The sequence below is a fragment of the Neolewinella marina genome (assembly GCF_002631205.1).
In the GTDB taxonomy this organism is placed as follows: domain Bacteria; phylum Bacteroidota; class Bacteroidia; order Chitinophagales; family Saprospiraceae; genus Neolewinella; species Neolewinella marina.
Map to the genome: position 1 here is coordinate 1,077,149 of NZ_PDLO01000001.1, position 12,241 is coordinate 1,089,389.

The window sequence follows — 12,241 nt, forward strand, 5'->3', positions numbered from 1 at the left end:
CTTAACCGTTTGCGGGTACGAACTCGTAGTAGTAGGGGTCGTCGCCGTCTTCCTCGTAGGCCAGGGCGAGTTCCCGGTTGCGCATCTCGGCGAAGAAGACTTCCCAGCTTACGGGATTGAGGTCGAAGGTATCCTCGTTATCGCGGTCGTCGAAGTGGATCCGCAGGGGTTGGCTGCTGTAGCCGTCGGCGACCTGGTCGACCATGGCGGGTGAACCGTTGCGCGACTTGGCGAAGGCTTTGATTAAATTGTGGTCGATTGTTTTTATTGTAGTAGCCATCCGGGTTGGGCATTGATCCTACCCTACTAACCGTGGATTGGCGGGCTAATGTTTAGGTTTGCTCAGCATTGCACCCGCGCGCCGCCGCCCCCATCTCCGGCGGGTTACGCCCCATACCATCCGATCCTCCATGTCCGAAACCCTCGGTTTTCTCACCCTGCTGCCGCCCGTTATCGCCATTGTCCTGGCCATCCTGACGCGGCAGGTCTTCATATCCCTCATCGTCGGCATCTTCCTGGGCTACGTGATCCTGGCCGGCGGCAACCCGTGGCTGGGCTTCCTGGACACCCTGCAGGGGCTGGTCGACGTCTTCGCCGACGCTGGCAACACACGCACCATCATGTTCTGCGCCCTGGTGGGGGCCCTCATCGTGTTCATGCAGCGCAGCGGGGGCGTGAATGGCTTCATCGAGAGCATCGACCGGCGGCTGCGGGCCTACGAGGACCGCAAGGACGGGTCCAGCCGCATCGTGGTACAGCTGCTGGCGTGGATCACCGGGGTGCTGGTCTTCGTGGAATCGAGCATCAGCGTACTTACGGTGGGTACGCTTTACCGTCCGATCTTCGACAAGCTCGGACTGAGCCGGGAGAAGCTGGCCTACATCGCCGATTCCTCTTCGGCCCCGAGTTCCATCCTCATCCCCTTCAACGGCTGGGGGGCCTTCATCATGACCCTGCTGGCGGCCGAGGGCTTCGCCAACCCCTTTGGTACCATGCTGCAGGCGCTCAGCTACAACTTCTACGCCTTCGCGGCCCTGGCGCTGGTGCCCATCGTGGTGCTCACCGGCGTGGAGTGGGGCCCCATGAAACACGCCGAGCGGCGGGCGCGGGCGGGCAAGGTGCTCAACGACAATGCCCAGCCGGTAGTCGACGAATCGCTCACCAGCGTGGAGGCCAAGGAAGGCATCGAACACCGGGCCTTCAACATGGTGGTACCCATCGTGGTCATGGTGGTGTGTATGCCCTTCATGCTGGCGTATACGGGCTGGGCGGACGCCCGAACGCTGCTGGGGGAGGGCGCGGGCGCGGGTGCCATGCTCTTCCAATCGATCGGCAGCGGCAGTGGCTCCACGGCCGTGCTCACCTCGGTGACCATCGCCATCCTGGTGTCCATGGCGATCTACAAGGCCCAGGGCATCTTCGGCATCCGGGAGTCGGTCGACCTCGTCCTGAAGGGCATTGCCGGTCTCATTCCCCTGGCCCTGCTGATGCTGCTGGCCTTCGCCATCGGCGCGCTCTGCAAGAAACTGGAGACGGGTATCTACGTATCGGAGCTGGCGCGGGGGTGGCTTTCACCGGGGCTGGTACCTTTCCTGGTGTTCGTGGTCACCTGCTTCATTGCCTTCAGCACCGGGACCAGCTGGGGCACCTTTGCCATCATGATCCCCATTGCCGTACCGATGGCCCAGGAGATGGACGCCAACGTGCTCATGGCCATCGCCGCGGTACTGGGCGGGGGTGTTTTCGGCGACCACTGCTCCCCGATTTCGGATACCACCATCCTGTCGAGCCTGGCCTCGGCCACCGACCACATCGACCACGTAAAGACCCAGCTGCCCTACGCCGGTCTGGCGGGGGGTATTGCGGCGGGGTTGTACCTGATTTTGGGGCTGATGTGAGTTCGTCCAACGCTGAAACGTTGGACGACTTAGTGGTCCAATGTAAAGTGGTCGGACGACTTAAGTGGTCCGACGGGTTAGTGGTCGGACGACTTAAGTCCTCCGACCAACCAGGGCTAGTGCTCCAGGGCGTGAGTATCCCGGACGCTGCTGAAGGTCAGGTCCAGCATCTTCCATTCGCCGGCCCGCTGCTGGTACACTTCCGTCACGGTGAACTCATTAGAAACCTCATTGCCCCGCACGTGGGCGATGAGGGTAATGCGGTTCCACACAATGGCCGTGTTACCGAAAACTTCAACCACGACGTCGTGGACGTCGGCCTGCTTGTAGTGAATGCTCCCGCTTTCGATGATTTCCAGCTCACGCTCCTTGCCCCAGGTGCCGCTCATGTGCACGAATCTGGACCGGTCGTCGAAGAGGATAGCCAGGCTGTCTATCTGCTTGTCGGCCATCCACTCCCACTTGGTTTTGGACAGTACGGCAATGCGTTGCTCCGGACTGCTGGCCTGTGACCAGGAAACGGTGGAGAGGGCAAGTACGAACAGGGCGGTGAAAACTGATTTCATGGTATCGATTTTGGGCAGGGGCGAGGGACTGGCGTTGAGCAGCCGCATTCAGCCACAAGGTAGGGCCTGTAACCAGCGCTATCTGACCCGGATTACGGGAATGCCTACCCTGCTTACGGATTATGGGGGCGGGGGGCAGGGGCTGGTCCGCCGTTTGGTGGTTGGACGAAGGCCTGTCTGGAAACTCAGAAGCCTGCATTCCCCCAAGGAATGCAGGCTTCTCAATTAAATTCAGTATCCTACTTGACCGCTGCGTAAAGCATTTCGGCCACCTTGTTAGAGCTGGCCGGATTCTGGCCAGTAATGAGGTTGCCATCCTGGACGACGTGGACGTTCCAGTCGGCCGCCTTGGTGTAATTGCCCCCGTTGCGCTTCAGCATATCCTCGACGAGGAAGGGGACGACATCGGTGAGTTGGACCGCTTCTTCTTCGCTGTTGGTGAAACCGGCGACTTTCTTTCCTTTAACGAGGGGTTCTCCCTGCGCATCCTTGACGTGCTTCAGCGCCGCCGGGGCGTGACAGACGAAAGCGATGGGCTTCTCCTGTTCGTTGAAGGTTTCGATTAGCTCAATGGAAGTCTTGTCCTCAGCCAGGTCCCAGAGGGGGCCATGACCGCCGGGGTAAAAGACGGCGTCGAAGTCATCGGCGGAGACTTCACTCAGTTTTTTGGTGTTGTTGATTACCTGCTGGGCCTTTTCGTCCTGCTTAAACCGACGGGTGTCTTCGGTTTGGGCGTCTTCGGTGTCGCTGCTGGGGTCGATCGGAGCCTTTCCGCCCTTGGGGGTGGCTACGGTGATGTTCGCGCCCTTGTCGAGCAGGGTGTAGTAGGGAGCGGCGAACTCCTCGATCCAGAATCCGGTCTTCTTGCCGGTATCGCCCAGCTTGTCGTGGGAGGTGAGTACGAATAGGACGTTCATGGTGGGATGGTTTGGTTAGGAAAAAAGATGGGTTCCGCTGGCCGGCCAGCTCGAGCCAGGTGTGTCCCTTTTTAATGGCAGGGGGCTGAGAATGTTTGAGTTCGTCCAACGCTAAATCGTTGGACGACTTAGTGGTCCAAGGGAAAGTGGTCGGACGACTTAAGTGGTCGGACCACTAACCCGTCCGACCACTAACCCTTGGACGAGCCCCCCAAAAACGCCAGCAGCTCCCGCAGCTTCTCCTCCGGCATCACCTTCGGGAACTTGATTTGCCCGCCCTTCTTCTTGGTCTGCTCGAGGTAGGCGTAGAGGCGGTCTGCCGGCTCGACGCGCACGCGCAGTCCCTTCAGGGCTTTCTGGCGGGCCACCTTGTAGTTCTTGTTGGCGTCCTGCAGGTGCTCATCGAGAATTTGCTCCGCCCGCTGAGGGTCGAGGTCACCGCTCTCGAGGCCGAGCACCCACTGGTGGATGTACTCCCCGTCTTCTTCCCGCTTCAGGGCGCCGACAGTAAATTCCTTGACCGCCGCCCCGGTCTGCTTGTTCAGCTCGGCGATGGCCTTGTTGAGTTTCTCCTCGGAAAGTTGGCTTCCCACCACGTTGAGGAAATATTTCGTGCGGCCGGAAATGACCATCTCCATGCGGCTGAGGTCGGTGAACTTGATCGTATCGCCGATCATGTAGCGCCAGGCGCCGGCGGGGGTGGAGACGATGAGGGCGTAGTCAACCCCCTCCTCTACCTGACGGTAATCGAAGACCTCGGGCTTCTTCAGCATAGTGCCCGTCTCATCGAAGCCCCGCGCGTCGTGGGGTACGAACTCGAAGTACATGCCGTGGTCCAGCGCCAGCTCCATGGCCATGGTATCCGGGCGGGCGTTGAAGGCGAAGAAGCCCTCGCTGGCCAGGTAGGTGTCCATGATGGTGATGGGGTGGTCCAGCAACCTCTCGAAGGTCTGCCGGTAGGGCTCAAAGGCCACGCCTCCCGTGGTGTAGATGGAGAGGTTGGGCCAGATCTCGTGGATGTTCGTCAGCTTGTTGTGCTCGATCACCTTGCGCAGCATCATGACCATCCAGGAGGGGATACCAGCCAGGGCACCCACGTCCCAATTGGGGGCTTCCTCGGCGATGCGCTGCACCCGCTCGTCCCAGTCCTCGATCTGGGCAATTTCCAGTCCGGGCTTGTACACGCCCTCCATGAATTCGGGCATGTTGCTCACGTTGATGCCGCTGATCTCCCCTTCCTTGTACCCGTCGCGTTCCCGCAGGTCGGCGGAGCTGGTCAGCATGAGGATGTCCTTCTCGAAGAGGTCGGCGTCGAAATCGAAGTTCGCGAGGCATTCGGCCTGGGCGCGGCCCACCCGCTGGGTGCACTCCAGCATATCGTCGGTGACGGGGATGCGCTTGCTTTTCTTGCCGGTGGTGCCGCTGCTGAGGGCGAAGAAGCGCGGGCGACCGGGCCAGGTGATGTCCGGGTCGTGGCGCTGCTTTTTCCACCACTCCTCGTTCATCGTTTCGTAATCGTGGATGGGTACCTCCTCGCGGTAGGCCTGGCGGATGTCGTCCGCCTCCAGGATGCGGGAGAAGTTGTAGTACTTACCGAAGGCGGTGTCCTTGGCGGTCTCGAGCAGGTCGCGCAGCTGCTCTTCCTGGGCGGCGGCGGGATCGGAGGGTTCGTGGGGGAGTAAGGTGTGCTTGGTGCGGATCAGGGCTTTAATAACGTGTCCGTAGAAGGCCATAAGGGGAAAGGCTAGGGTGAGACAGGATCGTCCTTCCCGAACGCAACTTTCAAATGCCGCGTTCGCCCCGTCAGATAAACAATCTCCGCACCACGACGCGCAGCCCCACCTGGTAGTAGTTGCGGTTGGCCAGGATGTCGGTATCCGGCCGCAGGTTGCCGTTCAGGAAAAACTGGAAGGTGGGCTGGAAGCGGATGGCCCAGTCGCTGGACAGCTTGCGGTCGTAGCCGATGCCGGTAATGAACGAGAGGACCACGGGCCGGTAGGTGGCATCGTCGGCGAGGACCTCGGATCCCGTTTCTCCCCCGTCCGAAAAGGAGGTCCGCCGGGTGCGGGTGCCCAGGTGGTACTGTCCGGCTACGCCGAGGAGGAACAGCGCCCGATCCTTTTCGGAGACGTCCTGGTAGAAGTTGATCTCGAAGGGCAGCGAAAGGTAGTGGCCCGTGACCCGGTCGGAGAAGGTAGTCTGCTGCCCCGATTCCTGCTCCAGGGTAGCGTAGCCCACCCGGGCGTAGCGGATGCCGGTGGTGTAGCCGATGCGGTCGACCCGCGATTCGTAGCTTAGGCCAAGGACGTAGCCCGCTGATCCGGTCTCAAGGCTGTCGATGCGGTCCAGCTGGGTGAAGGTGATGTTGTTGGTTCCCGAAATCCGCCGCTGGTTGTAGTGGGGAGCTACCTCCAGGCCGAAACTCCGCTCCAGGGTCTGGGCGGAAAGCAGCGTAGAGAACAATAGAAAGCAGATCAGCAGGAAGCGCATGCCGGAAGATTTGGCCCTATAACGCAGCCTGGCGGCAAAATGACCTACCAGAGGAGCCTGACTTTGGTCAGGCGCATGCATTATTCCTCACTATCCTCTTCCGCCTCCGTCTGGAAAAAGCTGAAGATCGTTTTTCCGTACTTCCGCACTTCGGTACAACGGGGGTCCTCACTGAAATCGTGGTGGGGGTTGTGTTCGAGCACGAAGAGCCCACCGGGGGCGATCAGCCCGGCGTTGAACACCAGGTCGGGCAGTTCCGGGATGTTGGGCAGCGGGTAAGGGGGGCCGGCGAAAATGTAGGTGTAGGGCTGGCTGACGGGCCGCTCGAGGAAGCGGAAGACATCCATGCGCAGGATCTGGATGCACTCTTCCACCCCCAGGGTGGCAATGGTCTGCTTGACGAAGGCCACCGCGGGGCCGTGTTTGTCCACATAGGTCACGTCGCAGCAGCCGCGGCTGATCCACTCGTAGTCGTGGCTGCCGGTACCGCCGAACAGGTCGAGCACCCGCTGGTCCTCGAAATAGAGGCGGTTGTTGAGCAGGTTGAACAGACCTTCCTTGGCGTAGTCGGTGGTGGGCCGCGTCGGCCAGTTGTCGGCGGGCGGGGTGAAGCGGCGGCCCTTGAATTTCCCCGAAATGATACGCATGACAGTAGGTTTACGGCCGGGCTTAGCCCAGGCAAAGGAGGTCGAAGTAAAGGTGGGGGGGCAGCCCCGACAGTTCCGGCGGCGCCGCCGGGGGCGTTGGGTAGGCACTGAAGCGGACGTCCTCTACGTAGCGGTAAAACTGGTTGTAAAGTTCACCGCTGGTGGTTACCTCCCCGCTGAGGTAGAGGGGTACCCGGTCCGGGGTGAAGCCACACTGGTCAAAGGCCAGGAGGAGGTAGTAGACCCCATCCTGGGAGTTGTCGTACCGAAAGGTGTTGAAGTACAATAGTGCCCCGTTGCGGTGGCCGGCCAGGAAGAGGCGGTTGTCGCGGATCGAACAGGAGATCGATTCTTCGCCCAGGCGGCGGGACCGCCGGCCCCAGGCCGTAAGCAGGGCGCCGCCGTAGTGCTGGGTACGCAGGGCGTGGAGCTGCTCCTCCGCGGCGTGGATGTGGTCGCGGCGGGCGGCGTAGATGAGCTCGCCGTCCAGTTCCTGGAAGTGCTCGTGGCGCACCTCATCGTCGAGGCCGATCACCGTCAGCTGGTCGAGGTAGGCGGTGGGGTTCCCCGGCGTGTAGAGGGCGGCCGGCACCAGGGTGAGCACCGGGGTGTCCCAGGCCAGCACCGTCTTGCCGTAGCGGGTGTCCTGGAGTCGCTCGTCGGCGGCGATGAGTCGCTGCAGGGCCGCCGGGTAGTCGGTCTGCTCCTCCCGGCCGAAGCTGTAGGAGCGGTAGGCCAGCAGCTGGTTCTGGGTGCGGTCGCGGATGATATACGCAAAACTGTCCACCCCCGTAAGGATGGACAGTTCGTAATCCTGCGTCCGGTCGCGCCGGAAGGCCGCAGTGGCAATATCGTAGTTACTTACTCCCAATTCCCCGCCAAGCTGGGCTTGCTCAGGTCACCGAATTTGATCGGCTTGTTGGGGTCGTAGCGCTGGTCGTAGCGCTTGAAGCGGGCGTCGGCGAAGCGGCCCATGAACTCCTTGTAGGGGATACCTACCTGCACGACGGGCACCTTGGTCGACTGGTAGTCGATGGTGTCGGCGGAAATCTCGAAGCTCACGTTTTCGGTGAAGGGTACGATCTCCAGGTCATCCAGGTTGATGCCCAGGGCCTCTACGCTGTCGATGGCCGGCGAGTAGATGGTATCGTAGGCGGTGGTGGGGTCGAAATCGGGATCGTCGGGGTCACCGATGATTCTTACTTCCATGAAGCGCTCGTTCCGCAGCACCTGCTTGAGGGTGTCGAAGTTAGGCGCGAATACCCCGGTGATGTCACGGTACATTTCCTGCGTAGTCCGAATCGTCTTCAGCTTTTCCGCAACCGCATCCTGACGGACCGCCCGCTCATCGGCGAAGGTGATGGGTTCTTCGATACTGCGGTAGAGCAGCCAGCCGAGGAAGAAGGCGAGGACCATGAAGGCCAGACTAAATATTTTACGCATCGTGAGCTGTTAGTTTGTGCAAGTATAAAACATTTCCCTTAAGCCGTGGAAGCGGCCGGGGATAAATATACGCCGCTAAGATGCGGCCGCCGGTGCTTTTGGTGTATGGGCGACCCACAATTTCCTGCCGACCGTACTACCTTCGCGCCCCATGTCCACCATCCTCGCCATTGAATCCAGCTGCGACGACACTTCGGCCGCCGTGGTCAGGGACGGTCGCGTACTCAGCAATGTCACCGCCAGCCAGGGGGTCCACGTCGAATACGGCGGGGTAGTCCCCGAATACGCCAGCCGGGCCCACCAGCGCAATATCGTGCCTACCGTGGAGGTAGCGCTCCGCCGGGCGGGGGTTTCCGGCGCGGACGTAGATGCCGTGGCTTTCACCCGGGGGCCGGGCCTCATTGGCTCCCTCATGGTGGGCGTGAGTTTTGCCAAGGCCTTCGCCCTGGCCCGCAACATCCCCCTGATCGAGGTGGACCACATGCAGGCCCATGTGCTGGCCCACTTCGCCGAGGAGCCGAAGCCGGAGTTTCCCTTCCTCTGCCTGACCGTCTCCGGCGGCCACACCCAGCTGGTGGTGGTCCGCTCCGCGCTGGAACAGGAGATCATCGGCCGCACCATCGACGACGCGGCGGGCGAGGCCTTCGACAAGTCCGGCAAGCTGCTCGGCCTGCCCTACCCCGCCGGCCCCGAGATCGACAAGCTGGCCGCCCTGGGGCGGCCCGAACTGGACTTCGCCCAGCCCGACCCCGGGGGACTCGACTTCAGCTTCAGCGGGCTGAAGACCAGCATTCTCTATACCCTGCAGCGCAAGGCCCGGGAGGAGGAGGACTACGTCCGCAACCACCTCCACGACATCTGCGCGTCCATCCAGGACGCCATTATAAGTACCCTGCTGCGCAAACTCATTGCCGCCAGCGAGCAAACCGGCCTGCAACGCATCGCCCTGGCCGGCGGGGTCTCCGCCAACCGGGAACTGCGGCAGCGGCTCGAGACTACCGGTACCGAGCGCGGCTGGCAAACCTTCGTGCCCCGGCTGGAATACTGCACCGACAACGCGGCCATGATCGGCGTAACGGCCACCTTCAAGTACGAACAGGGCATTTTTGTCGGCCAGGACGTGGCCCCCGCCGCCCGTCTCTAGGCCCGCCGCCCCTTCCAGCTGCTGCGAAAGCCCAGCAGGGCCGCGGACCCTACGGCAACCAGATAAAAAGGATAGAGCAACTGGGCCGCCGGATACCACCGCAGCAATGTCTCCTGACCATAACGGGTACAGACCGCTCCGAGCAGCCTCCGGTCGATGCCCGCCTTGATCCCCCAGGCCAGCAGCGCCCCCAAAGCAACGGCGGGCTGCCAGATGCCCACGATCAATCCTCCCAGGATACCCAGAGAAGTAGCAAAGGCCAGGGCTTGCGCCTGATTCAGGGCGGCACTGCCGTAGTGGCTAGCCTTCCCCGCCCAGCGCAACCGCTGCCGCCACAGGGCCCGCCAACCGGGAACCGGCCGGGTAGTTGCCAGAGCCTGGCGGTCGGTAACCGCCTCCACCGACCATCCGCCGTGGGCGGAGATCTTGTGCAGTAAAAGCACGTCGTCGCCGGAAGGCAGGTGGTCAACTCCGGCGTACCCCCCCACCGCCCGGAAAGTGGCGCGGCGGAAGGCAAAGTTGGCCCCGTTGGCCAGGGCCGGGGTGCCCGCCGCCACGGTGGCGGCGGTGAAGAGCTGGTAAGCGAGGAGATCCAGGGCCTGGAAGGCGCTGCAGAAGTCCGTTGCCGGAGCGATCATTACCGGGCCGAGCACTACATCCGCCCCGTCGGAGAACCTCCCACCGATCGTGGCTAACCAGCCGGGGGGGCAGCGGCAGTCGGCGTCGGTGGTAACGATGACCTCTGCGGTCGTCGCGGAGATGCCCAGCTGGAGGGCGGCTTTCTTGTAGGCCTTGCCGGTGAGGACTTCCGGATGGTCGGCGAGCCGGAGGACCCGGACATTAGCAGGAAGCGGCCCGGCACCCGCGAGCGCGCCATCCTCGGAATGGTCATCCACCAGAATAACTTCGTACCGATCGGTGGGATAATCCTGGGACAACAGGTCCTGCAGCAGCAAGGGCAAATGATCCGCCTCATTGCGGAAGGGAACGATAACGGCCACCGTGGGCAGATGGGCAACGGGGGAAGCGGCGGTGGTCACCCGGGTGGCCCGTTGCCAGTTCCGGAGATTGCGTTCTTGCCAGACCAGGTAGATCAGGGAGAGCAGGGGCGGCGTACAGGCCGCTAGCCAGCCCAGCACTTACTTGAAATACTCGTCGTACCCGGGCTCATCGCGGCGGCGGGGGGCGGGCGGCGGCGGCAGCTCCTCGTAGTGGGTATCGATATCGAGGGGCTCCTCGGGAACCTCCTCGTAGTCTACCCATTTGCCATTGCGGCGGATGTCGGCCTCGCGGCGTGCCTCCTTCACCTTCTTCTTGAAGAGGGCCATGCCCAGGAAGTAAAGGAAGACGAAGGGGTAAAGGACCACGGTAGCCCCGGCGGCGAGGAGGCCGTAAATCGGGTTGCGGTCGAAAAGCTTCTTGATGCCCTTGAGGTAACCCAACACCACCTTGTAGTCGATGATGAGGGCGGCCACCAGGATGAGGGGCGAGAAACGGTAGAGCATACCGATGAGCCAACCCACGAGGGTGAACAGGAAGTAGAGCACCACGATGGTGATGATGATGCTGGCTACGGTGCCGATCGGCGAGCGGTCAAAAGGAGAGCGGTAAGTTGCCATGCGAGGTAAACGGCTCAGGCCTATCCTGGGTTGGGAGGGGCCTCCCGTCAGCCGGCCTTTTTCGGCGGAATGCCCCTTTTCATCGAGCAATCTGCGCTCCGCGTCGCCGGCGGGACGGGCCTTACCCGGGGCAAGCCCTAAATTCGCACCATGCGTGTATTCCTGACCCTTTTCGGCCTCTTGGCCGCCACCCTGCTGAGCGCCCAGCGCGACGTGACGCTGACGGCCACCGCCGCCGGTTGCAAGCAGCCGCCCCAGCTCTTCACCTTCACCGGGGCCGGCTTCGAACCCCTGGATACGCTGACCACGGTCGCCGCGGGAGTATACCGCACCACCCTCCAACTCGACGGGCCCCAATTCCTCTACCTGGGCAGCTCGGGGGCCGATGTGCTGCCCATCATCCTGGGCCAGGACGCCGCCGTAGAGGTTACCGGGCGTTGCGGACAGTTCCGGCAGGCGGACCTCCGGGGCAGTGCCATCAATACCGCCTACCAGGAGCTGAACGAAACCTTCGAGGCCTTCCACGAGCGCTACACTACCCTGCAGCAGGACATCGAGGTCATCCAGGACGCCCGCGTCAACCGGGAAGGGCGGGAGATGATGCGGGAACTGGACGCCGAGAAGGAGGCCCTGGTCGCCCGTTTGCAGAAGGAATACCCCTTGCTGGGGCGCATTGCCAGCCTGAATACCTACCTGAGCCATTACTCCGCCGACAGCGGCCGCTACGCCAATCCGCTGGAGCACTACGTGGACACCTACTTCCGGTTCGTGGACTTCACCGACCCCGGCTACAATGAGCTGTCGTGGACCTACGAGGCCGGCCGCAGCTTCACCAACAACCTGGTCCGGCAGTTCGACGGCCCCGCCCTGGCCCGGATCGTGCTCGATCAGACCGACCGGTGGCCGGCCGGCAGCCGCGCCCGCTTCCTGGCCCGCAGCGGAGCCCTGGCCGCCCTGCTTCCGGCCAAGCACCCCGCTACCGCCGCGGTAGCCGACCGCCTGGTCGAAGAGTACGCCACGATCTATCCCGGACCCACCGCCGTACTGCAGCGGCAGTCCGATGCCCTGCGCAGCTTCATCGTGGGGGCTACCGCGCCCGACTTCACCGGCCTCACGCCCGATGGAGATTCCCTGCGGCTGGCCAGCCTGCGCGGACAGTACGTGCTGCTCGATTTCTGGGCCAGCTGGTGCGGACCCTGCCGCCGGGAGAACCCCAACGTGGTGCGCATGTACAAGAAATACAAGGCCCAGGGTTTTGAGATCCTGGGCGTAAGCCTCGACGACCGCCGCGAGCGGTGGCTGCAGGCCATCGAGGCCGACGAGCTCGGCTGGCTCCACGTTTCCGACCTGAAGGGGTGGCGCAGCGACTTTGCCCAGCTGTACGGCGTGACCAGCATCCCGCAGACGGTGCTCCTCAATCCCGACGGGAAAATCGTGGCCCGCAACCTGCGGGGTGCCGAACTGGAACGAAAACTGCAAGAGATCCTCGGTGCCCGGTAGTCGACTAGCCGTTCAGG

13 protein-coding genes are annotated in these 12,241 nt (G+C 62.7%); 3 read left to right on the forward strand and 10 right to left on the reverse strand.

Going from position 1 to position 12,241, the window contains the following annotated elements:
* Position 1 precedes the first annotated feature (1 nt).
* Positions 2 to 280: a hypothetical protein gene (locus tag CGL56_RS04445; RefSeq protein ID WP_143470605.1), complete on the reverse strand. Its 279-nt coding sequence runs from the start codon at positions 278 to 280 to the stop codon at positions 2 to 4.
* A 130-nt stretch (positions 281 to 410) separates the two neighbouring features.
* On the opposite strand from CGL56_RS04445, the gene CGL56_RS04450 reads away from it, so the two are divergent.
* Positions 411 to 1,898 (forward strand): Na+/H+ antiporter NhaC family protein, encoded by a 1,488-nt coding sequence (locus CGL56_RS04450; protein WP_099105271.1) that lies wholly within the window; start codon positions 411 to 413, stop codon positions 1,896 to 1,898.
* A gap of 116 nt (positions 1,899 to 2,014) precedes the next feature.
* Here CGL56_RS04450 and CGL56_RS04455 read toward each other — a convergent pair whose 3' ends face one another.
* The 7 genes from CGL56_RS04455 to CGL56_RS04485 form a co-directional block, all read right to left on the reverse strand.
* Entirely contained in the window at positions 2,015 to 2,464 is a 450-nt protein-coding gene (locus CGL56_RS04455) for a nuclear transport factor 2 family protein (protein WP_099105526.1), read from the reverse strand.
* Positions 2,465 to 2,703: 239 nt separating this feature from the next.
* Complete coding sequence (locus tag CGL56_RS04460) at positions 2,704 to 3,381, reverse strand: type 1 glutamine amidotransferase domain-containing protein (protein WP_099105272.1); 678 nt, start codon at positions 3,379 to 3,381, stop codon at positions 2,704 to 2,706.
* A gap of 191 nt (positions 3,382 to 3,572) precedes the next feature.
* Positions 3,573 to 5,114: a GH3 family domain-containing protein gene (locus tag CGL56_RS04465; RefSeq protein ID WP_099105273.1), complete on the reverse strand. Its 1,542-nt coding sequence runs from the start codon at positions 5,112 to 5,114 to the stop codon at positions 3,573 to 3,575.
* Between the two features lie 70 nt (positions 5,115 to 5,184).
* Positions 5,185 to 5,871: an outer membrane beta-barrel protein gene (locus CGL56_RS04470; RefSeq protein ID WP_167641483.1), complete on the reverse strand. Its 687-nt coding sequence runs from the start codon at positions 5,869 to 5,871 to the stop codon at positions 5,185 to 5,187.
* Positions 5,872 to 5,951: 80 nt separating this feature from the next.
* Complete coding sequence (locus CGL56_RS04475) at positions 5,952 to 6,518, reverse strand: RsmD family RNA methyltransferase (protein ID WP_099105275.1); 567 nt, start codon at positions 6,516 to 6,518, stop codon at positions 5,952 to 5,954.
* Between the two features lie 22 nt (positions 6,519 to 6,540).
* Entirely contained in the window at positions 6,541 to 7,389 is an 849-nt protein-coding gene (locus tag CGL56_RS04480; RefSeq protein WP_099105276.1) for a DUF3822 family protein, read from the reverse strand.
* Positions 7,380 to 7,961, reverse strand: coding sequence for a hypothetical protein (locus tag CGL56_RS04485; RefSeq protein ID WP_143470606.1), 582 nt, complete (start codon positions 7,959 to 7,961; stop codon positions 7,380 to 7,382). Before CGL56_RS04485 ends, CGL56_RS04480 begins: the two co-directional genes overlap by 10 nt.
* Before the next feature lie 151 nt (positions 7,962 to 8,112).
* Here CGL56_RS04485 and tsaD point away from each other — a divergent pair, with 151 nt between their 5' ends.
* Positions 8,113 to 9,105: a tRNA (adenosine(37)-N6)-threonylcarbamoyltransferase complex transferase subunit TsaD gene (gene tsaD, locus CGL56_RS04490; RefSeq protein ID WP_099105278.1), complete on the forward strand. Its 993-nt coding sequence runs from the start codon at positions 8,113 to 8,115 to the stop codon at positions 9,103 to 9,105.
* Here tsaD and CGL56_RS04495 read toward each other — a convergent pair.
* Together CGL56_RS04495 and CGL56_RS04500 are read right to left on the reverse strand one after the other, a co-directional pair.
* Entirely contained in the window at positions 9,102 to 10,244 is a 1,143-nt protein-coding gene (locus tag CGL56_RS04495; protein WP_099105279.1) for a glycosyltransferase, read from the reverse strand. The two genes, tsaD and CGL56_RS04495, sit on opposite strands and share 4 nt — an antisense overlap.
* Positions 10,245 to 10,724, reverse strand: a complete 480-nt coding sequence (locus tag CGL56_RS04500) for a hypothetical protein (RefSeq protein ID WP_099105280.1) — start codon at positions 10,722 to 10,724, stop codon at positions 10,245 to 10,247.
* A gap of 150 nt (positions 10,725 to 10,874) precedes the next feature.
* Between CGL56_RS04500 and CGL56_RS04505 the strand changes: the two genes are divergently transcribed.
* Complete coding sequence (locus tag CGL56_RS04505) at positions 10,875 to 12,224, forward strand: TlpA family protein disulfide reductase (RefSeq protein ID WP_209280249.1); 1,350 nt, start codon at positions 10,875 to 10,877, stop codon at positions 12,222 to 12,224.
* The last annotated feature ends 17 nt before the right edge of the window (positions 12,225 to 12,241 follow it).

Excerpts from the sequence above, each read along its gene's own strand:
- CGL56_RS04445 (WP_143470605.1), bottom strand. The coding sequence starts at position 280 with ATGGCTACTACAATAAAAACAATCGACCACAATTTAATCAAAGCCTTC.
- CGL56_RS04450 (WP_099105271.1), top strand. The coding sequence starts at position 411 with ATGTCCGAAACCCTCGGTTTTCTCACCCTGCTGCCGCCCGTTATCGCC.
- CGL56_RS04455 (WP_099105526.1), bottom strand. The coding sequence starts at position 2,464 with ATGAAATCAGTTTTCACCGCCCTGTTCGTACTTGCCCTCTCCACCGTT.
- CGL56_RS04460 (WP_099105272.1), bottom strand. The coding sequence starts at position 3,381 with ATGAACGTCCTATTCGTACTCACCTCCCACGACAAGCTGGGCGATACC.
- CGL56_RS04465 (WP_099105273.1), bottom strand. The coding sequence starts at position 5,114 with ATGGCCTTCTACGGACACGTTATTAAAGCCCTGATCCGCACCAAGCAC.
- CGL56_RS04470 (WP_167641483.1), bottom strand. The coding sequence starts at position 5,871 with ATGCGCTTCCTGCTGATCTGCTTTCTATTGTTCTCTACGCTGCTTTCC.
- CGL56_RS04475 (WP_099105275.1), bottom strand. The coding sequence starts at position 6,518 with ATGCGTATCATTTCGGGGAAATTCAAGGGCCGCCGCTTCACCCCGCCC.
- CGL56_RS04485 (WP_143470606.1), bottom strand. The coding sequence starts at position 7,961 with ATGCGTAAAATATTTAGTCTGGCCTTCATGGTCCTCGCCTTCTTCCTC.
- tsaD (WP_099105278.1), top strand. The coding sequence starts at position 8,113 with ATGTCCACCATCCTCGCCATTGAATCCAGCTGCGACGACACTTCGGCC.
- CGL56_RS04500 (WP_099105280.1), bottom strand. The coding sequence starts at position 10,724 with ATGGCAACTTACCGCTCTCCTTTTGACCGCTCGCCGATCGGCACCGTA.
- CGL56_RS04505 (WP_209280249.1), top strand. The coding sequence starts at position 10,875 with ATGCGTGTATTCCTGACCCTTTTCGGCCTCTTGGCCGCCACCCTGCTG.